This is a genomic window from Aliifodinibius sp. S!AR15-10 (genome assembly GCF_031569985.1).
Lineage (GTDB): Bacteria > Bacteroidota > Rhodothermia > Balneolales > Balneolaceae > JAMQKA01.
In genome coordinates, this window is the sequence record NZ_JAMQKA010000003.1 from 102,051 (window position 1) to 124,419 (window position 22,369).

General features: G+C 46.3%; 16 protein-coding genes. 10 read left to right on the top strand and 6 right to left on the bottom strand.

Translation table 11 applies throughout. From position 1 onward, the window contains the following. Window positions 1–24 precede the first annotated feature (24 nt). Window positions 25–3,381, bottom strand: coding sequence for a transcription-repair coupling factor (gene mfd / locus NC796_RS03335; protein ID WP_310682135.1), 3,357 nt, complete (start codon window positions 3,379–3,381; stop codon window positions 25–27). A 240-nt stretch (window positions 3,382–3,621) separates the two neighbouring features. Here mfd and NC796_RS03340 point away from each other — a divergent pair, with 240 nt between their 5' ends. After that, a complete protein-coding gene (locus NC796_RS03340; RefSeq protein WP_310682137.1) occupies window positions 3,622–5,685 on the top strand; it encodes a GWxTD domain-containing protein in 2,064 nt (687 codons plus the stop codon). Window positions 5,686–5,705: 20 nt separating this feature from the next. Here the strand turns inward: NC796_RS03340 and NC796_RS03345 are convergent, their stop codons facing one another. From NC796_RS03345 to NC796_RS03360, 4 genes are all read right to left on the bottom strand, one after another. After that, window positions 5,706–6,698 carry a VWA domain-containing protein gene (locus tag NC796_RS03345; protein ID WP_310682138.1) on the bottom strand — a complete coding sequence of 331 codons (993 nt, stop codon included), beginning with the start codon at window positions 6,696–6,698 and terminating at the stop codon, window positions 5,706–5,708. Next, entirely contained in the window at window positions 6,695–7,726 is a 1,032-nt protein-coding gene (locus NC796_RS03350; RefSeq protein ID WP_310682139.1) for a hypothetical protein, read from the bottom strand. The genes NC796_RS03345 and NC796_RS03350 overlap by 4 nt, the downstream gene beginning before the upstream one ends. Before the next feature lie 122 nt (window positions 7,727–7,848). Then, window positions 7,849–8,724 carry a DUF58 domain-containing protein gene (locus NC796_RS03355; RefSeq protein ID WP_310682140.1) on the bottom strand — a complete coding sequence of 292 codons (876 nt, stop codon included), beginning with the start codon at window positions 8,722–8,724 and terminating at the stop codon, window positions 7,849–7,851. 308 nt (window positions 8,725–9,032) lie between these two features. Beyond that, entirely contained in the window at window positions 9,033–9,365 is a 333-nt protein-coding gene (locus NC796_RS03360) for a hypothetical protein (RefSeq protein WP_310682141.1), read from the bottom strand. A 548-nt stretch (window positions 9,366–9,913) separates the two neighbouring features. On the opposite strand from NC796_RS03360, the gene NC796_RS03365 reads away from it, so the two are divergent. From NC796_RS03365 to tkt, 8 genes are all read left to right on the top strand, one after another. Next, complete coding sequence (locus NC796_RS03365; RefSeq protein ID WP_310682142.1) at window positions 9,914–10,180, top strand: hypothetical protein; 267 nt, start codon at window positions 9,914–9,916, stop codon at window positions 10,178–10,180. A 113-nt stretch (window positions 10,181–10,293) separates the two neighbouring features. Beyond that, window positions 10,294–11,406 carry an alanine dehydrogenase gene (ald, locus tag NC796_RS03370; protein WP_310682143.1) on the top strand — a complete coding sequence of 371 codons (1,113 nt, stop codon included), beginning with the start codon at window positions 10,294–10,296 and terminating at the stop codon, window positions 11,404–11,406. Window positions 11,407–11,645: 239 nt separating this feature from the next. Beyond that, window positions 11,646–12,443: an AAA family ATPase gene (locus tag NC796_RS03375; RefSeq protein ID WP_310682145.1), complete on the top strand. Its 798-nt coding sequence runs from the start codon at window positions 11,646–11,648 to the stop codon at window positions 12,441–12,443. A gap of 26 nt (window positions 12,444–12,469) precedes the next feature. Further along, window positions 12,470–13,408: a ParB/RepB/Spo0J family partition protein gene (locus NC796_RS03380; protein WP_310682147.1), complete on the top strand. Its 939-nt coding sequence runs from the start codon at window positions 12,470–12,472 to the stop codon at window positions 13,406–13,408. Continuing rightward, window positions 13,332–14,075 (top strand): DUF5683 domain-containing protein, encoded by a 744-nt coding sequence (locus NC796_RS03385; protein ID WP_310682149.1) that lies wholly within the window; start codon window positions 13,332–13,334, stop codon window positions 14,073–14,075. Before NC796_RS03380 ends, NC796_RS03385 begins: the two co-directional genes overlap by 77 nt. An 11-nt stretch (window positions 14,076–14,086) precedes the next feature. Further along, window positions 14,087–14,800: a TIGR00730 family Rossman fold protein gene (locus NC796_RS03390; protein WP_310682151.1), complete on the top strand. Its 714-nt coding sequence runs from the start codon at window positions 14,087–14,089 to the stop codon at window positions 14,798–14,800. A gap of 194 nt (window positions 14,801–14,994) precedes the next feature. Continuing rightward, complete coding sequence (locus tag NC796_RS03395; RefSeq protein WP_310682152.1) at window positions 14,995–16,029, top strand: tetratricopeptide repeat protein; 1,035 nt, start codon at window positions 14,995–14,997, stop codon at window positions 16,027–16,029. Between the two features lie 147 nt (window positions 16,030–16,176). After that, window positions 16,177–18,189 carry a transketolase gene (gene tkt / locus NC796_RS03400; RefSeq protein WP_310682154.1) on the top strand — a complete coding sequence of 671 codons (2,013 nt, stop codon included), beginning with the start codon at window positions 16,177–16,179 and terminating at the stop codon, window positions 18,187–18,189. Window positions 18,190–18,208: 19 nt separating this feature from the next. On the opposite strand, the gene NC796_RS03405 is transcribed toward tkt, so the two are convergent. Then, window positions 18,209–19,357, bottom strand: a complete 1,149-nt coding sequence (locus tag NC796_RS03405; RefSeq protein WP_310682156.1) for a PP2C family protein-serine/threonine phosphatase — start codon at window positions 19,355–19,357, stop codon at window positions 18,209–18,211. A 209-nt stretch (window positions 19,358–19,566) separates the two neighbouring features. Here NC796_RS03405 and polA point away from each other — a divergent pair, with 209 nt between their 5' ends. Further along, complete coding sequence (gene polA / locus NC796_RS03410; RefSeq protein WP_310682158.1) at window positions 19,567–22,350, top strand: DNA polymerase I; 2,784 nt, start codon at window positions 19,567–19,569, stop codon at window positions 22,348–22,350. Window positions 22,351–22,369 lie beyond the last annotated feature (19 nt).

Genomic DNA, 22,369 nt, shown 5'->3' on the forward strand with positions numbered 1-22,369 from the left:
TAGGTATATGCTGACCAATAATTTTTAGCTGACCACCACTTTTTCGTCTTCATCCACAGTAGCTTCTTTTAGCATCTTCAGGAAGGTAGCCGCAGCCTTGATATCAGCAATATCGTGGATAACAAACCGGACCCGTTCATCTTTTTGGATCACCTTCATGCGATCGGCAGCGTGCTCCTGCAGTGCTTTGAGCAGTGGCTGGAACTTGTTGCCGTAAAACTCCTCTCCCAGTTCAGAGCTGTTCTTCGGACATTTAAGCCACATCCGGTTCGATCGAACCGTCACTTTTGTAATGAAGTTGTGAGAGGCAAACAGCTTGATTTTAGCCGCTGTAATAAGGTGTTGTCCCTCTTCGGGAATCGGCCCGAAGCGATCGCGCACCTCTTCCTCCCAGTCGTCTATCTCTTCCTCTTTGGTAGCTTGTGCTAGCTTTCGGTAGAGATTCAATCGCTCAATGTTGTCAGAGATATAGCGACTGGGCAGCAGGGCAGCCACATCAAACTCGACTGTGGTTTCCGGCAGCTCGGTTTCCACTTCAACGTCCTCAAATACATCGCTGAACTCCTCTTTTTTGAGCTCTTTAATGGCATCGTTAAGGATTTTGTGGTACAGGTCAAAACCTACATCATTGATAAAACCACTCTGCTCAGCCCCCAGGATGTCCCCGGCGCCGCGGATGTCGAGGTCGCGCATCGCCAGGTTAAATCCAGCCCCGAGGTCGGAGAACTCTTCAAGAGCCAACAGACGTTTGCGGGCCTCATCCGTGAGGGTCTCGACCGGCGGGGTGATCAGGTAGCAAAATGCTTTTCGGTTGGATCGCCCCACGCGTCCACGCAACTGGTGCAGCTCGGCCATTCCAAAATGATCGGCACGATTGATAATCATGGTGTTGGCGTTTGAAATGTCAATGCCGTTCTCAACGATGTTCGTCGAAACAAGCACATCAAATTTGTGGTGATAAAAGTCGGCGATGATTTTTTCCAGCTTGCTGGACGCCATCTGGCCGTGGGCAAAACGAACGCGCACATCGGGAACCAGTCGCCGCACCATTTCGGCGATCTCCTCAATATTTTTTACCCGGTTGTGGATGAAGAAAACCTGTCCGCCACGCGACATCTCCTGGCGGATGGCGTCACTGATTAACTCTTCGTTGAAGCTGTGAATTTCGGTACGCACTGGTTGGCGATTGGGCGGCGGGGTATTGATGATGCTCAGGTCCCGAGCCCCCATCAGTGAAAATTGCAGCGTTCTCGGGATGGGCGTCGCGGTAAGGGTAAGCACATCCACCGTAGCGCGATACTCCTTAAGCTTCTCCTTGGCAGACACCCCAAACCGTTGCTCCTCATCAACAATCAGCAGCCCCAGCTCTTTGAACTTGATATCCTTGGAGGTAATTCGGTGTGTGCCTATGATAATATCGACTTTGCCCTCCTCAAGTTTATTAATGGTTTCTTTCTGCTCTTTGGAGGTTCGGAAGCGGGAAAGCATATCCACCTCTACCGGGAAATGTTTCATCCGCTCGCTGAAGGTGTTGTAGTGCTGCTCCGCCAGGATGGTGGTGGGTACAAGTATGGCCACCTGCTTGTGATCGTTGACCGCTTTGAATGCCGCCCGCAGTGCTACTTCTGTTTTACCAAAGCCCACATCGCCGCACACCAGCCGGTCCATCGGCGTGCTGGATTCCATATCCTTTTTAACCGCCTTGATCGACTCCATCTGGTCAGGCGTCTCCTCGTACTCAAATCGCGCCTCCAGCTCAGTTTGCCAGGAGGTGTCCGGCGAAAACTCGTAGCCATCTTTCGACTTCCGCTCGGCGTACAACTTGATCAGGTCGCGGGCAATGTCCTTGACCTTTTTCTTGGTTTGTGCCTTTTTACGTGCCCATCTGCCCGATCCAAGCTTGGAAATGCGCGGCTTCGTACCCTCTTTACCGGAATATTTCTGCAGCTTGTGCAGGCTGGATACGTTGACATAGAGCACCGAATCCTCTTTGTATTTCAGGACCACCGATTCCTGTTCAACGCCTTTGATCTTAATCTTCCGGAAACCCGCAAACTTGCCAATACCGTAGTCCACATGCACCACATAATCACCGACGCTCAGGTCACGCAACTCCTTAAACGAAATGCCGCCGTGATAACGACGTTTTTTCATTTTTGGGCGATGGTAGCGGTTAAAGATCTGGTGGTCGGTATAAACCGCGATTTCCTGATCTTTCAGGATGAATCCCTGGTGCAGGGTGTTGACTGCAAGCGTGTACCGGAAGTCGTCATCAGGGTCATCAAGCAGTTCTGCAAAGCGGTCGCGCTGCCCCTCGTTATCACACAGAATATAGGTTTGGATCCCCTCGCTGGTGAGATCCCGGATATTTTCTTTCAGCAGTTTGATGCTTCCATTGAAATCGGGTTGGGGAGTTGCATTCAGGCGGAAATCCCAGTCGATGTTTTTTTGTGATGAAAAGCCGCCGAAATGTATAGCTGCCTTGCCTGCAATCCCTTCATCAAATTCCTCAGCAGAGAGAAATGCCTTGCCCGGTTCGGGGAACTCATCCTGGTCTTCCAGCTCCTGGTAGGCCGTTTCTGCCTTTTTAAAACGCTCCCCGATGTCAGACCGAATCAGGCTTTGATTGAAGAACAGGAACAACGTGTCGTTATCAAAATAGGTGAGCAGGCTCTCCTTGTGGCCAACCGTTAAATTTGTTGCATCCGGTACAATTCGAACTGTATTCAGGTGCGAGATAGAGCGTTGGGAATCGGGGTCAAACTGCCGGATGGAATCGACTTCATCCCCAAAAAACTCCAGCCGGATCGGGTATTCCCCTGAATAGGGAAAGATATCCACAATGCCGCCGCGGGAGGCAAACTCACCCGGTTCATCCACAAACTTTACGTGCTTGTATTCCTGGTCGACCAGCTCTTCTTTGAGCTTTTCAAAGTCAACCTCATCTCCTTTGTTAATAGCGATGGAAGCCGCGGAAAAGGTCTCCGGCGCAGCAATTTTTTCAAAAAGAGCGCTCGAGGAGGTGACCGTCACAAAACGATCGGAGGTCTGGATTTTTTCCAGTACTTCCGACCGCTGCACCATCAGTCCGCTGTCTATTATCTGCTGCTGATCGTATGGTTTGTGGTTGGTGGGAGGGAAGAGCAGGGGATTTCGGGATTCGAGCTCCTCCAGATCAGATTTCAGGAACTGTGCCGACTCAAAATCAGCTGAGATAGCGATGATTTCATCATACTCTTTGGAGAGCTGATGGACCATCAGGGACGAGGTAGACCCTACAAAATGATCCAGGAAGATGGTGTTTTTTTGTTTTATTTGATCCCGAAGCCTACTCCACGGGATCGCCTTGTGGAAAGTGTTTGAAATGTTGTTTAAAACCATGTGGTAAATCTATTAAAAAGGAGCGCTGGAAAATAACAGTTCAAAGACAAACAGACCATTGTAACATGATATTTTTTCTTTCCATTTCTGAAACAGGAAACGGGTACTTTTTGTTGTTAGAAGAGATGTCTATCAACGTAAAAAAATACAAATAGATTTGTACTTAAGTCCAAATTAATATTATATATAAAGGTGGTAAATAGTAGGTGAGTAGCCTTTTACTACTTTAAAACTATTACTATGCGGGGAAGAAGCCTCATAATATTTCTTTTGCTTCTCTCTATAGGTTACCCCCCTGTAACGGCTCAATCTATCGATGTTTACGAGGCAATTCTGGAGGAAGGTAAACGAGCGATAGAGGAAGGAAGCCAGGATCAGGCATTGGAACTGTGGAGTGGAGAGGCCCAGCGTTCCAATTATGGAATCACGGATCCCCGTATTGGCACATCTTATATTGAACTAGTTACCGAGCTGGAGCTTAAAGAGGAGTATGAACGAGCAGTGGAGATGTACTACTGGGGCTACTCCAATCCCGATGATCCCATCTTTGAGGATGCATTATCTAAAGAAATAAAACGGTTACAGCCTATTGCAAACCGTGACCAGTATAAAAAGTGGAGAGACCTTCTCAAAGATGAGGATTTTAAAGAGCTGGGACGGGCAATAATTCATTTTTGGGAGCTAAATGATCCCACGACAACCACCCGCTACAATGAGCGACTTATTGAACACTGGAGGCGAATAGCGTATGGAAGAGAGCATTTCAGCCGAAATGGTGTCTCGGTTTATGATGCCGATGAGCGAGCGGAAGTTTATGTCAAATATGGCTCCCCGGACCGGATCAGAGATGGACTGTTCAATTTTAGCTCGGGTCTTGTTCAATCCTGGATACAGCAGGCCTTTCAAATAAGTTATGCCGATGTTGGTCCCTTGCCCAGTGGTAACGACTCCGTTTCCCAGGCCACGGCGCGGCAGATTCTACGGAGCCAAATCATGCAGAAAAGAAGTCAAATAATGGAATATGAACGCAGGGTGCGGTTCCAGCACAACTACCCGTCTTATGAGATTTGGGTGTACCAGGATGTGGTTCAGAATAATTTTACGCCACTCATTTTTGTATTTGGGGATGATGGAGATACGGGTCAGTTTAGCATGCTTCGTTCAGTGGAGGAAATGATGCCCAACTCTGCTTTCCGGACGGCGGGAAGCCAGATGGGGGTGCCCCCGTCATTTTTCCTGCAGATGATGTATTATCAAAACCTGGTTACTGTAGACAACTATTTTGAGCGGGCCTACCAAGAGCTGGAGTCCAAGTTATACAACATGCAGGGGGTAAATAAATGGGATTCCCGGCAGCTGAAGTATCAGAATGAAAACAGGCTGATGCAGGCCCGAATGAGGGCTCCACAAGAGCGATCAACACTCAATAAGGAATTTCCCGAAATCCCGATGGATGTGCACCAGTACAGCCTGCTCGATGAAGACAATGAACCTTACCTGGCTACATTTGTACTAAGCAATCCCTACAGGGCGTATTTCGTCGATCAGCTGCAGGAGCGGGAGTTCAATATATCCTCATACCATTTAACCGGCACGATTATGGGTATCAATGAAGAGGATGACATTCTTTTCAAGCAAAGCGTTGCCCCTCAGCCTTTGCGCGGGGTTCAGGATTTTTATGGCAACGTCGATCACATGCCGGACGAGATTACCTACTTCAGGGTACCTAACTTTTCAGATCCAACCAGTCAAAAGATTGCGATTCAACTTCAGCATAACAACAAAGACAGCAGCCGGATCGGCAGAAGTGTATTTAAAGAAAATGTGCGGGCATTCGGTAACATGACGCTTGAGCAGCAGGAACCAATTTCGGTGGAAGACACTGAGTTGCAGATGGGAGACCTGATTGTAGGGGTAAGACAGCAGGAAAACGACAAAAAACTACCGTTTGGGTTCCGGGTAGAGCCGGATGCTACGATCGACCAGGGAGAAAACCTTGTTGTTCATTTTGAAGTCTATAACCTGGGGGGAGAACAAGCAGCCCCTGAGCCGTTCCAGATTGAATATGTTGCCACTGAAAAGGTCGGTTTCTTCAAGCGTATTTTTACAAAAAGAGATCAGGTCCGGCTTTCACTGAATTTTGAATCACGAGCCGCGCAGTACAGAGAAAATCTAGAGATTGATACTTCGCCGTTTGAAGCAGGGGACTACGAACTTGAATTAACCGTAATGGAGCCGGGGACCGACCGAGAGGTAAATAGATCAATCAAGTTCACAATAGAGGAAGAAGAACAAGAGGAGTGACAGTCCAGCCGAGTTTGGAATCAGGCCAGTTCCGTTCTAAAAAAGAATTTATCACAGGCTATGCCGAGTAACAGAAGACAAAATGCTGGGATCAGAAAACGTAAATACAAATCCTGGTAGTCGGTATAAATGATCTCCTCGATTTCTGTTTTTTCTAGCTCATCAATACGTTCGTAGATTTCCTGTAGTCGTTCGGTATTGGTAGCCCTGAAATACTCGCCATCAGTCATGTTGGCAATGCGGGTGAGCATCTCCTCATCAATATCCACTTTCACATTCTGGTATCGGGTGCCAAACACCGGGTCCTGGACAGGGTAGGGGGCCGTGCCTCTCGTGCCAGCTCCAATCGTGTAAATTTTTATGCCATAGGAAACTGCCAGGTCGGCCGCTGTAACGGGATCTATTTCACCAGAGTTGTTCTGCCCGTCGGTAAGCAGTATAACGACCTTGCTTTCCGCTTCACTTTCTTTGAGTCGATTGACAGCGGTGGCAATGCCCATTCCAATCGCCGTCCCGTCCTCCACAATACCCATTTGTACGTCATTGAGTAGTCGTTTTAGCAGTTCGTAGTCTAGTGTAGGAGGGACAACCGTAAAACTCTTTCGGGCAAATGCGACCAGTCCAATCCGGTCAGACAAACGCTTGTCAATGAAGTCGATAGCCACATTCCGAGCAGCTTCAAACCGGTTTGGTTTCAAATCCTCAGCCTTCATGGAGGTAGAGATGTCGAGCGCCATCACAATGTCTATACCCTCGGCATTACGCTCCACAGTAGTGTTTTGCAGCTGGGGACGCGCCATAGCCATCACAATAAGGGCAAAGGCGAACCATTGCAGGGCGGGAGCGGCCCAGACGCCATACCTTCGCCAGTTGCCCGGCAGATCCTTGAGTCCCGAGACATCGGAAAAAGTGACACTTGGCTGCCGCCTCTTATACCTGCGCCAGATTTGCAGCGCTATCAGTATGGGGATCAGTGCCAATAGCCAAAACCATTCCGGATTTGCCCAACTCATGCGTTTTGCAGTTCTTTTGATTCAGGTTCGGTTTCTTCTTCGTAGGCCCGGCGCTGCTCTTCCATACGCGATTGGTGCTGGCGGCGCATCTGTTCAATACGTGGACCGTCATTATTGCGTGCCACTTTCACAAACTCTTCGGCGACAGAGAGAGAAACCTCTGCCTGTTCTTCCGTAGGTTGGAATTTGGCAAATTTCACCATGTCAGCTTGCTGCAGCACCTTGCGGGTTTGGTTGATCATCCGCTCGTCAGCCATTCGTCTTTCCAGCGCTTGAATGATTTCGCGGCTGGTTGACTCAAGAGCGGGAATTTTGTAGAGGTCTTCAAAATAGGTGCGAATTGCATCTCCAAGATTGATATAAAACTGCTTGAAATCCTCTTCCTCCTCGAAGGTGAAGCTTCGCAGTTGTTTAAGTGAATTTTCGAGCTGCGCGAGAGGATCCACAAACGGTGTGGGCTGGAATTCGGGCCGTGGTTCCGGTTTGGGTTCCAAAGATTTTTGCTGATACAACCTGTAGAGGTACCACCCAAAAAGTGCCAGCACGATGAGTCCCGCAATGTATGGCCACCAGGCACGGGCAAAATCGAAGATCGGTTTTAACGGACGGAAAGCTTCTTCCTCAGACTGAAGGACAGATTTAAAGGATATCGAAACCGGATTGGTGTATACGGTCGTGGTGTCGTTTCCTGCTAACAATGCAACCGGCAAAGCGGGAATTTGCGTGTCTTCTGTTCCAAAATATTGCAGGCGGTAGACCAGGCTGTCCTTAAAATCAGTCACTTTGAAGTGTTGTCGCGAGCGGATCTCAATAGCATCTCCAAAATTCGAGGAGTCTGGAAACAGCACGCGGTCATACACTTGGTCCTTGTTGAGTGTTATCTTGTATGAGAAGGAATCACCCACAGTAAGCGAGTCGACCTGCACATACTCCGTAACATGCTGCGCCTGCAAACCGGAGTGGGCCACCCAAAAGACAACCAGCAAAACTGCCGCATGGAACCACGTTGATATTTTATGTTTCACCATCGATAGAGATTTATCTGTACTTACATGTAAGTTTCTTGTAGCTGAAACACGAATTAAGGTGTCTGAAAGTATGGAAAATGAAATCCAAAAACAGGAACAGCCCAAATTGAATCGTAATCGGATCAATAGCGCTGCATACGCCGGTGGAAGAAATTCATCAGCGGTTGAATGTAGGAACGATTTGTTTGGACATCGATTGTGTCAATTTTTAACCGGCGGAATTTATTTTTTAACGCCAGTTTTTCCTTAACCTTTTTCTTTCTGAACGCTTCCCTCACTTTTTTATTAGAGGTGTCCACAAGGACTTCAGATCCGGTTTCTGCATCTTTAAGCGGGACCAGTCCCAGGTCGGGCAGCTCTTCTTCAAGGTCATCATTGATCATGATGTTAACCAGATCGTGCTTGCGGCTGGTAATTTTGATCTGTTTATCAAAATTTCGATCCTGGAAGTCACTTGCCAGCACAACAATTGCCCTTCGGTTCAGCAACCGATTGACATATGAAAGGGCTTCACTCAGGTCTGTTCCGGTTCCCTTCGGTTCGGTGGTGTAGAGCTCCCGGATTAACCGCAGTACGTGCAGCCGTCCCTTTTTGGGTGGAACCACTTTTTCGATGACGTCGCTGAAAAGGACAATGCCCACCTTGTCATTATTTTTGATGGCACTGAAGGCAAGCACAGCGCAAATCTCGATTGCCAGGTCCATTTTTCGCTGATCGTGGCTGCCAAAAAGGCCGCTGGGCGAAATATCGACGCAGAGCATCAGGGTTTGCTCACGCTCCTCCTCAAAAAGCTTGATAAACGGTTCCCCGGTACGCGCAGTCACATTCCAGTCAATCTGCCGGATATCGTCTCCATAAGTGTAGGCACGGACTTCCGAGAATTCCATACCGCGGCCCTTGAACACAGACTGGTATTCCCCGCCAAAGATATTGTTGACCATACCCTTGGTCCGGATTTCCAGCTTACGAACTTTTTTCAGGATTTCTTTTGAGATCATAAGAGTGAGTGGAATAGGCTCATTTTTGTTTCATTAAACTCTAAGAAAAGGAATTTAAGCAGAAGAAAAAATAAAGTCTCTACTACTTAGTTAATATTGGTTAATGGCTTAAAAGTACTGGCCGCTCTACCGGGACTTGGAACACCCGGCCAAGCTAGCGTTTGACGAAATGGTTACCGACTACGAAAAGCAGGGCAAGGTACTAGGTGGCAAATAATTTATTGAGGTGCTAACCCCACAACCGGAAAAGATAGGGGCTTAGAACGGGAATTTACAACTTTCTCTTTTTATAAGTGATACTCTCCTTTTCATACCAGCTGATAAGGTGGTTTAACACTGTTGTTAAGGCTAATATATATAATGAAACCCCAAATCTCTCCTGACTTTAAAAAGAACACATCTAGTATACCAATAGTGAAAACTAAGATCGATAATATATAGCCAACAATTCTAGCAATTTTCCCATACTCTTTTATCCAGCGCCAAAATGTAACATCTTGAAGATTTAACTCATAATAGCCAGTGTCTGGTTTTATGCTATAATGGTCAACATCTTTTCCGCAGTGAGGACATTTATTCTCATCCTCTAAATCGTTTTCGGGAAAGGATTCTCCACAATTATTACAAGTTATTTGATCCATAACATAAGTTATTAGGCGTGTCCCGATTTCTTTTCTCCTTTACCCAATCTGGCAGCGTAACACTTTTATAGCGCGGTGGCTTTTTAATGTCCCGGCTTTCCCTCTTGGGAACAAGCTTTGAAAATCCCTTTCTGGTTTTATCTTCCAGGTCCAGGAATAGCTCTATTTGATTCGTGTCTTCCATATCATAAAAGTTAATCATTCTTACATAAAATAACCCCGGCCGTTTTCAAGCGACCAGGGTTAAAACTATTCAACTAATGTTAACACCCTATAGATACCTTTCAGAGCAAATCCTTACAAAATAATTTGGGGTAACGTTACTTAAACGTTATTTCTGTGGGCCTTATTTGCTGCAAATAGTTGCCTCCCAATCGTTTACCAGCGCACAGAATTTAAGCAGAAGTTAAAACGGAAAAAGGCTGAGTTGAAAATATTCCGATCTGCATTTTTTAACAATTCGTTAACATTGGGATAACGTTTTGGTGAGACGCATTTCTTCTTTTAATGAGCGAAGGAAGAGAAACCCAATAAAGCGATCAGCATCTATGATCATCGGTAATGAGTTTAGTAATAAAAGCAAACTTGTGCTCAAGCAAATAGGCCAAATTTCCGAGGGTGATATTAACAAAAAGCTGTCAGTGAAAAATGTAAACCGGGAGCTTGAGCTTGATCGCACTGAGATAAAAAATTTTTTGGAGTATTTGGAAGAACTCGGTTATATCGAAATTGTAACTATTGGCGGTCCTTTTCTATACGGGCACATCAAGATAACTGACAAAGGCCTGCAAAAGTATACCAATTTGGATGATTAAGTAACTTTCCCCATACATCGGACGGGGTATCCTCTGGCTTTCGGACATCTTCTTTTTTGTGAAAAATTACCTACCTTGGGCACAAAATTGAATAGCAAAAAAGACAGTCAGCTATGAAAATCGGAGTACCCAAGGAGATAAAAACCCATGAAAATAGAGTGGCCCTGCTACCCGGTGGAGTAAAGCAGTTTATCCAAAACGGGCACGAGGTTCTACTTCAAAAAGGAGCCGGTGTGGCCAGCGGTTTCCCTGATGACCTGTATCAGCAGGAAGGAGCCCAGATTGTAGAGGATGTGGAGAAGGTGTGGGCCCAGTCGGAAATGATTATGAAGGTCAAGGAGCCGATTAAAGAGGAGTATGCCCGGATGAGGGAGGGGCAAGTCATTTTTACCTACTTTCATTTTGCTGCCAGCCAGCAGCTGACCGAGGCGGTTGTAGATTCAGGTAGCATTGCCATTGCATACGAGACAGTGGAAAAGTCAGACGGATCACTTCCTCTTCTGATCCCGATGAGTGAGGTTGCCGGACGAATGGCCGCCCAGGAAGGAGCCAAATACCTGGAAAAACCGCTTGGGGGGCGCGGCGTGCTTTTGGGGGGCATACCCGGCGTGCCGCCTGCCAAAACGTTGGTTCTCGGTGGGGGAATTGTTGGCGTAAATGCCGCTAAAATTACGGCCGGGATGGGATCCGATACAACGATAATGGATATCAATATTTCTAAGCTGCGTTACCTTGATGACGTGATGCCGAACAATGTTTCCACAATGTTCTCTTCGGAGGCCAACATCAGGCGTATGATTCCCCACGTGGACCTCGTCATAGGGGCAGTGTTAAAGCCTGGAGCCAAGGCTCCGCATCTGGTTACCAGGGAGATGCTTGGTATGATGAACTCGGGCACTGTGCTCGTCGATGTTGCCATTGACCAGGGCGGATGTTTTGAAACTTCAAAACCGACCACTCATGATGATCCCACATTTGTTGTTGATGATGTACTTCATTATTGTGTAGCTAACATGCCGGGAGCTGTTCCCAATACTTCTACGCTGGGATTGACGAACGTAACCCTCCCGTATGCCATTAACCTGGCAAACAAGGGATGGAAAAAAGCCGTATGTGATGATCCTGAACTGAAGAAAGGAGTCAATATTGTGAACGGTGACATCGTTTACAAAAATGTGGCAGAAGCGTTTGACAAAACATACATCCCAATTAGTGAGCATCTATAACAAAATTTTTCTAAAACAATTTGATGCTCATTTTCAAACTTAAGTTTTATCCCAATTGCATACTAACCTTAGCTTCAACAAAAAATAAAAAGCGATTTCTTGAGTTAAGATAACGTTTATGTGTTGGTTGTTTTATTGAATATCGTTGATAAGATGTGTATAAGTATTTTTGTTAAGCTAAAGGTTGGACATTATATTTTTTCAAACTTCCTGTTTAATCCATTATTCAGAAATTTTACATGGGTAAAGTAATTTCCATAGCCAACCAAAAAGGTGGAGTTGGAAAAACAACGACTGCTATAAACCTGGCAGCCAGCCTCGCTGCTATTGAGCATCCCACACTTATTTTGGATATCGATCCCCAGAGCAATACCACCAGCGGTCTTGGGATAGAATCGAAAACCGTTGAAAAATCAATTTATGAAGTAATGGTTGGCGGGGTCGACGCAACGGAAGCCGTGCGCGAGACCGATCTCCCGTTTTTGGATCTGTTGCCCTCTCATATCAACCTGGTTGGGGCGGAGATCGAAATGATTGATCGCAATGAGAGAGAACGGATTTTGGAAAAGGCGATTGTCGAACTGCGTGACAAGTATGATTTCATCATTATTGATTGTCCGCCATCGCTGGGACTTTTAACCATTAACTCGCTGACGGCCTCTGATTCGGTCGTGATTCCGGTGCAATGTGAATATTTTGCACTCGAGGGGCTCGGGCAGCTTCTGAACACCATTAAGATTGTGCGTCAGCATCTGAATACCGACTTGGAGATTGAAGGAGTATTGCTGACCATGTACGATACGCGTACAAGGCTGTCGGACCAAGTAGCGGAAGAGGTTCGAAAATATTTTGAAGACCGCGTGTTTGAAGCGATTATTGCTCGCAATGTGCGCCTGGCGGAAGCACCCAGCTTTGGGAAGCCAGCACTGCTCTACGATTCTACGAGCAAAGGTGCTAAAAATTACCTGGCGCTGGCGCGAGAAATTATTCATCGCAATAAAAATATGTTCAAAAACAGCCCGGTTTTTGCTAATTAGAGCAAGAGTTTTAGAAGTATAGGATTATGGCATCTAGAAAAGCATTGGGACGAGGATTAGGAGCTTTCTTCCCCGATTATAAAGAGGAGGGAGAGGCTGAAGCACCCCCGAAGGAGAAAGATCAGGCCGAGGGGGAACAGTCCTCATCAACCTACATAGAGCCTGAAAAGCGGGTTAACATTGTGTTGGACATCCCGGTTGGTGACATACGCCCGAATCCCCACCAGCCGCGCAAGGAATTTAAGGAGGAAAGCCTGGAAGAGCTGGCGCAGTCCATCAAAAAACATGGCCTTATACAGCCCATTACGGTTCGTTATATCGGGGACAAGCGGTTTGAACTGATCAGCGGTGAGCGCCGGTTACGAGCATCAAAACTTGCGGGAATTGATGAGATTCCGTCCTACATCCGGGAAGTCAATGACGAGGATATCATCTCCTATGCCCTGATAGAGAATATCCAGCGGGAGGACCTGAATCCTATTGAAATTGCGATGGGGTATGAACGGCTCATTGAAGAATGTGACTATACGCAGGCGGAAGTAGCTGAAAAAGTGGGCAAAAATCGTACAACCATTACCAATATGCTGCGGCTGTTGAATCTGCCGCCCTTCATCCAGAAAGCACTGCGCGATGACAGCATATCAATGGGACACGCCCGTGCGTTGATTAATATAGAAGATCCGGAGGTACAGGAAGAAATTTTTGAAAAGGCGATAGAGAACGGGTATTCTGTCCGGCAAATTGAGGAGGCTGTCCGTCAGATCGGGAAAAAGAAAAAGCAGAAGTCCAAAGATAAAAAGAAAGATGAGAACCGGGCGTTCTACAACGAAATATCCAACCGGCTCAGACGTAAGTTTAGTACGAAAGTAAATATAAAACCCAAAAAGGATGGCGGAGAAATTCGCATCGAATATTATACGGACGAAGATCTGGACCGGCTTCTCGAGCTTTTCGAATCTATGTAGTCTCTTTTTTCTCTTTTGCCTACTGATACCCGTCCGTCAGGTATCAGCACAAACAAAGCCTGCTACGCAGAATACGGATTATCTGCAGAATCTCAGAAATCGACAGCTCTTTTCACCGTATTCCTATGATATTTCATCTCCTCTGAGTTCGGTTCAGTCCGATACCACCCAGCCCGCACAACAGCAATCTGCCGAGGATTTTCCTGAGCCCAAAAGTGTGTTGTATAAGTCGATGATTATCCCGGGCTGGGGACAACTGGTCAACAAACAGGCATGGAAAATTCCCATTGTTTATGGCCTGATAGGCGGTGCAATCGGTTATAACCTCTATCTGACACAGCGGTACAGGGATTACCGGGCGGCCTACTACAATAGAAACCACAGTGATATGAAATTTGGACCTACCCCTGATTATATTCCGTCAAGTGTAAATGCAGACCAGTTATTAAATACCCGGAACCGGTTACGAAACAGGAGGGATTTGAGTTATCTTGGAATAGTATTGGCCTATGGATTGAATGTCCTTGATGCCTATATTTTTGCTCACATGCGCTCATTCGACGTCTCGGAAAATCTCAGTGCAAAAACAGAATTGAAACCGGCATTAATGGCAGAATCATCCCCGGGGATCACTATTTCAGTAAAGCTATTTAATCAATCAAAATAAGATTATTTTTTATGGGAAAGAATAATAAGAAAAGCTCATCTGAGGCCCGTCTGGTTCCCAGGCAATTTGACCAAGAACGGGACACTGACCTGTGGAGTGTATTTAAAATCATGGGAGAATTTGTTGATGGGTATGACAAGCTATTCAGGATTGGACCCTGTGTTTCTATTTTTGGCTCCGCACGAACCGACCCCGGTGACAAATATTATATGCAGGCAGTGGAAACAGCGCGTGAAATGACCAAAAAGGGCTTTGGTGTGATTACCGGTGGTGGACCGGGCATTATGGAAGCAGCCAATAAAGGTGCCAGCGAGCAGAAAGCGAAATCTGTCGGCCTGGGCATTGACCTGCCCTTTGAGCAGGGAGTTAATGAATTCGTAGATCCGGATTACACCATCATGTTTCACTACTTTTTTGCACGAAAGGTGATGTTCGTGAAATATGCACAGGGATTTATCGTTTTTCCCGGTGGATTCGGTACGCTGGATGAGTTTTTCGAAGCGATGACACTTATTCAAACCAATAAGATTACCCGGTTTCCCGTTGTGCTTATAGGCACAGAATACTGGAAGGGCCTGGTTGACTGGATTAAAAATACCATGGTGTCAGAGGGGACAATTTCACCCGAAGATACCGATCTGTTTCACGTGACGGATGATCACCTGGAAGCTGTTGATATCATCTGTTCATTTTACCAGAAACATTCGGTCAGCCCGAATTTCTAGACATCATGGCAGGAACAATTGGCCGGTGAGATGGTTGAAATGTGTTAATATATACACGAAAGGTATCCGGCTTTCAGCTTTTTACAAGTAGATACATTACAATATTTTAAAAGTAGTTGAGTTTTACGTTTAAATAAATTTTTTTATTCATTACTTTTCATCGCCCTGAACGTTCAATCTAAAAATTTGAGAACATGAATTTTTTAAAATACAGTGTAACACTTTTACTGGTTGGTATCCTTTCGATAGGAGCTTCTTCACAGGTATTTGCACAGGATGATAACTATGCAAATGCGATTTCAGCTTTCAACAAAGCATTGGAACATGCGAAAGCAAATGAATTTGAGAATGCTATTAACATGTATAACCAGGCTATTTCATTAGCTGAAGAATCAGATAATGAAAAAGCCCCTGAAATTGTTGATCGCTCACAAAATCAGCTGCCTTCCATCTATTTTCAGATGGCGGCGAGCAAGTACAAAAACTTCCAGAAAAACCAGAATATGGCCAATCTTGATGAAACAATTAATTCTTTCCAAGAGGCAGCTGATATTTCTGAGGAGTATGGAAATGGACAGATAGCCCAGAAAGCGACTGGAATTGTTACTCAATTGCTATATACGAAATCTATCATCCAGTTCAAGTCTCAGCAGTTTGATGATGCGATAGCAACTCTTGACCAGGTGATAGAGCGTAATTCAAACTATGCCAAGGCGTATTATCAAAAAGGCATCGTTATTAAGAATAAAAATGACCAGAACCTGGACCAGGCGCTGGAAATGTTTGATAAGGCGATTGAGGTAGGCAGTGGTGCAGGCAATGATCAACAGATTGTGCGCCAGGCAACGACTGCTGCGCATGATAACCTAGTTTACCGCGGTAAACAGCAAATGGACCAAAAGAACTTTGACCAGGCTGTTGAAATGTTAAACCGAGCTCTGGAGTATAATTCTGAATCTGCTGCCGCTCATTACCGACTGGCTGAAGTCCACAATAAACAAACTAACTGGGATCAGGCTATTTCGCATGCACGGCAAGCTCTTGAATATGAAACTAACGCTAAAACTGAGTTAGCTAAGATCTACTTTGAATTGGGCACTGCTCTAAAAGCTCAGGGCAAGGTATCAGAAGCTTGCTCAGCTTTTAAGAATGCTGCGTTTGGTTCATTCCAATCTCCGGCTGAACACCAGATGGAGTTTGAGCTGAAATGTGAGAGCAGTACCCGTTAGTATATTCCTGTTGAAAATTATTCTTAAAAAGCCTCTCTTACCCGAGAGGCTTTTTTTATGTCAATTTAAGTTTCAAGTATTCGCCGCATTACCTATTTTCATTGCGCAAAAACCAATTTAATGTAAACCGAGCCATAATTTTATCGCATGTCAACTAAATCACTTGATGAACTTTGTGTAAATACGATTCGCACGCTATCAATGGATGCCGTTCAGGCGGCCGAATCTGGGCACCCTGGAATGCCGATGGGAATGGCCGATGCGGCGTATGTTTTGTGGAATAAATTTTTACGCCATAATCCCCAAAATCCCGATTGGTATGACCGGGATCGATTTGTTCTCTCAGCAGGCCATGGGTCTATGTTGCTCTACAGCCTGCTACATTTGACCGGTTATGACCTGCCACTTGATGAACTGAAAAATTTCAGGCAATGGGGCAGCCTAACTCCCGGACACCCGGAATATGGGTTGACGCCCGGTGTTGAGACTACTACAGGTCCATTGGGACAGGGTTTTGCGACCGGTGTGGGTATGGCGATTGCCGAGGCCCATATGAGCTCCTTATACAATACAGAAGATTTCAAACTTACGGATCATTATGTATATGGTATTGTCAGTGACGGTGACCTGATGGAGGGCATCTCTCATGAAGCAGCATCTCTTGCTGGTCATTTGCAGCTGGGCAAAATTATCTACCTGTACGATTCAAATAATATTTCAATTGATGGTAGCACTGACCTTGCATTTACTGAGGATGTAAATAAACGATTCAAGGCATACAACTGGCATGTGCAGGAGATTAATGGTCACGACCATCAAGCGGTTGAAAATGCGATTAAGCATGCACAGAAGGCGAGCAAGCCCTCAATAATTGTTTGCAACACGCATATTGGGTTCGGTAGTCCCAACAAACAGGACAGTGAAGCATCACATGGTGCTCCCCTTGGTGAAGAAGAAGTTGCATTAACCAAAGAAAACCTGGGTTGGGATTCTGACGAAAAATTCTATATCCCTGACGAGGTTAAGCAGAATTTCCGATCGGCAGTTGAAAAAGGTAAAAAGTTGTCCAGCGAATGGAACCAACTCGTTGAAGATTATAAATCTGCGAACCCGGAGAAGGGTGCTGAGTTTGTCGCTCGCCTTAATCGAGAGTTTCCGGCCGACCTGGAGGAAAGTTTCCCTGTTTTCCCAGCCGATGAAAAAGGCTTGGCCACAAGGGCATCCTCTGGTAAAGTATTGAATGCCATAGAAGGAAAGGTACCGGCCCTACTGGGTGGATCGGCCGACCTGCATGGAAGTAACAAAACATGGATCGACTCCTCTGGTGCGTTCAGTGCAGAGAACTACTCTGCCAGAAATATGCACTATGGGGTGCGGGAACATGCCATGGGAGCTGCAATGAACGGCATAGCACTGCACGGGGGTGTTATCCCTTATGGCGGCACATTCCTGATCTTTTCCGATTACTGCCGTCCTGCAATCAGAATTGCGGCGCTTTCCGAAATTCCCTCGATCTTCGTTATGACGCATGACAGCATCGGGCTGGGAGAAGATGGTCCCACACATCAACCGATAGAGCACCTCTCTTCCTTGCGAGCTATGCCCAATCTGTTAGTACTGCGACCTGCTGACGCCAACGAGGTCTCCTACGCATGGAAGGCTGCCCTTGAACATGATGAAGGGCCATCGATGTTGGTGCTTACCCGTCAAAATCTGCCCACGGTAGATCGCGAAGTGTGCGGCCCTGCAGAGAATACACTGAAAGGGGCCTATATCCTGTCCGACAGTGACGGTAAGCCGGATGTTATCCTGATGGGTAGTGGCTCTGAGGTGCAGTACGCGATGGAGGCACAGAAGCAACTGGCCGAAGATGGCATTGCGGCCCGCGTGGTTAGTATGCCGTCATGGGAGCTTTTTGAGCAGCAGGGCGAAGAATATATAGAAGAAGTGTTGCCTTCTGATGTGAAGGCCCGGGTTTCAATTGAGGCAGGTTCTACGCACGGATGGCATCAGTGGGTCGGTTCCGAAGGTAAAGCCATTGGTATTGAACATTTTGGAGCCTCTGCGCCTTACGAGACCATCTACGAAGAGTTCGGTTTGACTTCCGATCGAATGGTCAAAGAAGCCAAAAAACTGTTGAAGGTAAGTAAACAAAAATAGATTCCAGGCAGTTTTTAATTTAATCCTCCGGGTGATGCACACAGGTAAATGTGATATCATCCGGGGGTTTTTCTTTACCAATAAAACCCTCCAGTGAGGCATGGATTTTCTTGACAATTGTTTTGGCATGAAGCGATCCATAGATACTCATAAGGGAGTCCACGCGGTCTTCCCCATACTGCTCGCCATATTCATTTCGTGCTTCTGTAAGCCCATCCGTAAAGAAGAGCACGCTGTCTCCCTTTTTGAAATGAAATTTCTTCTCCTGCAAAAAGCTTTGGAGGTTTGGTGTTGAAGTCATACCAAGTGCAAATCCATCAGAACGAAGATCAAAGGTGGCATCGCGTTCTTTATTATAAAATATCGGTGCGTTGTGTCCGGCGCGTGCGAAGGTGAAACGATCCTCCCCATGTGGAAAAAAGGCCGCACACGCTGTTACAAATGTTTTATCTGCCGCATCTGATTTTACATAATCATTCAGCTCAACCAATAACTCTTTGGGGGAGGGCTGTTCTTTTTCAATTAATAAATGAACAAGTGCCTGCATCCGTACCATATAGAGGGCAGCGGTCAGCCCCTTGCCAGAGACATCGGCGATGACAATATAAGTGCCCTTTTCTGTTTCAATCATATCCACGTAATCACCGCCTACCTCTTTAGCGGTATTGGCAAAGGAGTAGATTTCGAGATTTTCTTTTTTCAGTTCGGTAGGAGGGAGCAGGCTCAGTTGAATTTCTCGCGCCAGGTCGATCTCCCGCTTTACGTCGGATTTTTCCAGCAGTTCTACAAGCAGCAACAGCAGAATAGTGCCAAACGAGAAGGGAAGCAGGAGGTCATAAAACAGGATGAAATTCGAGATTCCTATAAATCCAGCAAAGTAGTAGAGGACAAAAGAGATGGTGGAGAGCCCAAAAGCAAGGCGGCGTGTGGGGTTCAATCGCTGAGTGAGTGATGAAAAAAGGCGCAAAAATTTCAGATGGCCAGGGAGCTGACGTCCTTTCTCTTTTTCTTCCTCTTCACCAATGGCCTCTTGATAAAGCTGTTTGAGCCGATCCGTATCCTCATAAAACTCTTTTCCAAGCCGTTCCCGGGTCATCCCCGACACATATTCCCTGTAGAAAGATTTTGTGCTTTGTAAAGCAGATTGTGCTTCGTTTTTTAAACCCATTTATAACAGTTTGTTCAGATTGATATCGACTGTGTATTCGAATTCTGAATTAAAAAGTTTACCTTCCCGTTGCAATAATCAATCAGCAGTGAAAAATTTTAAATTGTGGTGCCAATTCTTCGGCAATCGCATCGCTGGATTTATCCATTTTTTCCGACTGATCATTACAAATTCTCAAAGTTGAATATAACTGAATTCACTGATTTATCATGTCTAAAAGTCTCCTGTTTTTGCTTGACGGTATGGCTCTAGCCTATCGTTCTCATTTCGCATTTATTAACAGTAATCTAAGAAATGGAGAGGGGATTCCCACAGGACCAATTTTAGGTTTTGCCAATACGCTCGAAAAAATGCTCGAAGAGCAGCAGCCCTCGCATATTGCAGTGGTTTGGGATACCGATGCACCAACATTCCGGCATGAGATGGATGAGGAGTACAAGGCCAATCGTCCGCCGCAACCCGAAGAGCTTACCGTTGGAATACCACTGATAAAGGAGATGATAGATGGCTACGGGATCAAGAATATAGAGCAGGACGGATATGAGGCCGATGATATTATCGGCACGATTGCCGATCGCGCGAATGCCGAGGATGTGGATGTGTTCTTAGTTACACCGGACAAGGATTTTATGCAGCTGGTCCATGACCATATTAAAATGATGAAACCAGACAACCAGAATGGTGGATTCAATATCATCGACCGCGAAGGGGTCAAAGAGTATTTCGGGGTATACCCGGAAAATGTGGTTGACGTTTTAGCAATGTTGGGAGACACTTCTGACAACATTCCCGGCGTACGTGGCATCGGCAAGAAAGGGGCGCCCAAGATTATCAGGAATTACGGTTCGCTTGAAAAAGCGATAGAGGTGGCGCCTGATATCAAATCGACCCGCTACGGCAATGCACTGGACGAGCAGGCAGAGCAGGCCCTGCATGCCAAAAAGATGGTTACCATCAAGACGGACGTACCCGATATTGTGGATTGGGAAGTTCTGAACTGGGATGGTCCTGACACCGAGACACTTGGTAAGTTTTTTAAGCGGATGGAGTTTCGCTCACTGACAAAAAAGTACCTGGGTGAAGAGGTCAAGCGCTGGGTTGATCGCGATGTGTCTGACAAGAACAAAAACCAGGGCGATCTTTTTGTTCCGCATGAGGTGGAAAGTGAAGGCGATTCGGAGTTTGCCAGTTATACGGAAGATAAGGTATCCTACCAGATGGTGAGCCAGGAAGAGGAGCTCGAAAACCTGGTCGATAAACTGATCGATAAAGAATCACTTTGTTTTGATACTGAGACCAGTGGCACCGACCCGATGAAGGACAGGTTGGTCGGCGTTTCTCTTAGCACATCGGCAGGAGAGGGCTACTATGTGCCCGTTGGCGTAGAGGATGGTATCTCTCTAGAAAAGGGACTCAAGCTTTTACAACCCTTGTTTGGCAATGAGAAGTCTCTGAAAATAGCCCACAATTTTAAGTTCGACTACATGATATTAAACAGGGCGGGATTGGAGATTGAGGGCCCGGCTTTTGACACGATGATTGCCGCCTACCTGATCGATGCCAGCCAAAAGCTCAAGATGGATGCCTTGGCAAAAAAATATCTGAAATACGAAACAATACCTATTGAAGAGCTTATCGGCAAAGGGCGCAAGCAGAAGAGCATGGATGAGTTGCCCTCTGAAAAAATTAAGGTATATGCCTGCGAAGATGCGGATATCACGTGGCAATTGCATAAAGTTCTGAAAGAAATCCTTGAGAGAGATGAGCTTGAAGAGATAGCCGAGACGCTGGAATTTCCACTCATGGAGGTATTGGCAAAAATGGAGATGTACGGTATACGCCTGGATGTGGAGATGCTGAACGAATTTTCCGAGACACTTCGACAGGATCTTCAGGACTTGGAACAGCAGGTGTTTGAAAAGGCAGAAATGGAATTTAACATCAATTCTCCACAGCAACTGGGAGAAGTACTTTTTGACAAGATGGGACTACCTGCCGGTAAAAAGACCAAAACCGGGCAGTATTCTACATCCGAATCGGTCCTCTCCAAGTTGGAAGCTGAATACGAGATGCCGGGGCTCATCCTGGAATATCGTGCGCTCAGCAAGCTCCGATCCACCTACGTGGATGCTCTGCCAAAATTGATCAATGAGGAAACGGGGCGGATCCACACCGACTTTAACCAGCATGTGGCAGCCACCGGTCGACTTTCATCCTCCAATCCGAATCTCCAGAACATCCCGATACGAACCAAGCGGGGCCGCGAAATTCGCAAGGCGTTCATTGCGGATAAAGGATTTAAGCTTCTGTCAGCGGACTATTCACAGGTGGAATTGCGGGTAATCGCCTCAATATCTGAAGATGAAAATATGATTGAGGCGTTTAAAAATAACGAGGATATCCACGCCCGAACGGCCAAAGAGGTGTTTGACTTGGAGTCGTTGGATAATGTGACCGGCAACCAGCGCCGAAAGGCCAAGGAGGTGAATTTTGGTATCCCGTACGGTGTGAGCAGTTATGGGCTGGCAAACCGGTTGGGTATCGAGAACTCGGAAGGGAAGGAGATGATCGACCAGTACTTTGAGCGTTTTCCTGGTATTCTCAGATATATCAATGAAACCAAACAATTTGCCAAAGAAAATGGATACGTAAAAACACTGCTGGGTCGTCGACGATACATCCCGGATATCAACGCCAGCAATTGGAATCGCCGTTCATTTGCAGAGCGCACAGCCATTAACACCCCAATCCAGGGAACGGCCGCTGATATCATCAAACTGGCGATGATTAACATCCAGGAGTACCTGGAAGAAAATGACCTCAAAACACGGATGCTGCTGCAGGTGCACGATGAGCTCATATTCGAGGTTCCTGAAGAGGAACAGGAGACCGTACCTGCCAAGCTAAAAGAGCTTATGGAAACGGCCTATGAACTGGCCGTACCGCTCAAAGTGGATATGGGCCTGGCAGACAACTGGCTGGACGCACACTGATTTTTAACTGTTCCCTGCT

Bases quoted from the DNA above. Each gene is read 5' to 3' on its own strand.
- NC796_RS03405 (WP_310682156.1), bottom strand. From the start codon at position 19,357: ATGGGTTTAAAAAACGAAGCACAATCTGCTTTACAAAGCACAAAATCT.
- NC796_RS03385 (WP_310682149.1), top strand. From the start codon at position 13,332: ATGGCGGAGAAATTCGCATCGAATATTATACGGACGAAGATCTGGACC.
- NC796_RS03390 (WP_310682151.1), top strand. From the start codon at position 14,087: ATGGGAAAGAATAATAAGAAAAGCTCATCTGAGGCCCGTCTGGTTCCC.
- ald (WP_310682143.1), top strand. From the start codon at position 10,294: ATGAAAATCGGAGTACCCAAGGAGATAAAAACCCATGAAAATAGAGTG.
- mfd (WP_310682135.1), bottom strand. From the start codon at position 3,381: ATGGTTTTAAACAACATTTCAAACACTTTCCACAAGGCGATCCCGTGG.
- NC796_RS03355 (WP_310682140.1), bottom strand. From the start codon at position 8,724: ATGATCTCAAAAGAAATCCTGAAAAAAGTTCGTAAGCTGGAAATCCGG.
- NC796_RS03345 (WP_310682138.1), bottom strand. From the start codon at position 6,698: ATGAGTTGGGCAAATCCGGAATGGTTTTGGCTATTGGCACTGATCCCC.
- NC796_RS03365 (WP_310682142.1), top strand. From the start codon at position 9,914: ATGATCATCGGTAATGAGTTTAGTAATAAAAGCAAACTTGTGCTCAAG.
- NC796_RS03340 (WP_310682137.1), top strand. From the start codon at position 3,622: ATGCGGGGAAGAAGCCTCATAATATTTCTTTTGCTTCTCTCTATAGGT.
- tkt (WP_310682154.1), top strand. From the start codon at position 16,177: ATGTCAACTAAATCACTTGATGAACTTTGTGTAAATACGATTCGCACG.
- polA (WP_310682158.1), top strand. From the start codon at position 19,567: ATGTCTAAAAGTCTCCTGTTTTTGCTTGACGGTATGGCTCTAGCCTAT.
- NC796_RS03375 (WP_310682145.1), top strand. From the start codon at position 11,646: ATGGGTAAAGTAATTTCCATAGCCAACCAAAAAGGTGGAGTTGGAAAA.
- NC796_RS03350 (WP_310682139.1), bottom strand. From the start codon at position 7,726: ATGGTGAAACATAAAATATCAACGTGGTTCCATGCGGCAGTTTTGCTG.
- NC796_RS03380 (WP_310682147.1), top strand. From the start codon at position 12,470: ATGGCATCTAGAAAAGCATTGGGACGAGGATTAGGAGCTTTCTTCCCC.
- NC796_RS03360 (WP_310682141.1), bottom strand. From the start codon at position 9,365: ATGGATCAAATAACTTGTAATAATTGTGGAGAATCCTTTCCCGAAAAC.
- NC796_RS03395 (WP_310682152.1), top strand. From the start codon at position 14,995: ATGAATTTTTTAAAATACAGTGTAACACTTTTACTGGTTGGTATCCTT.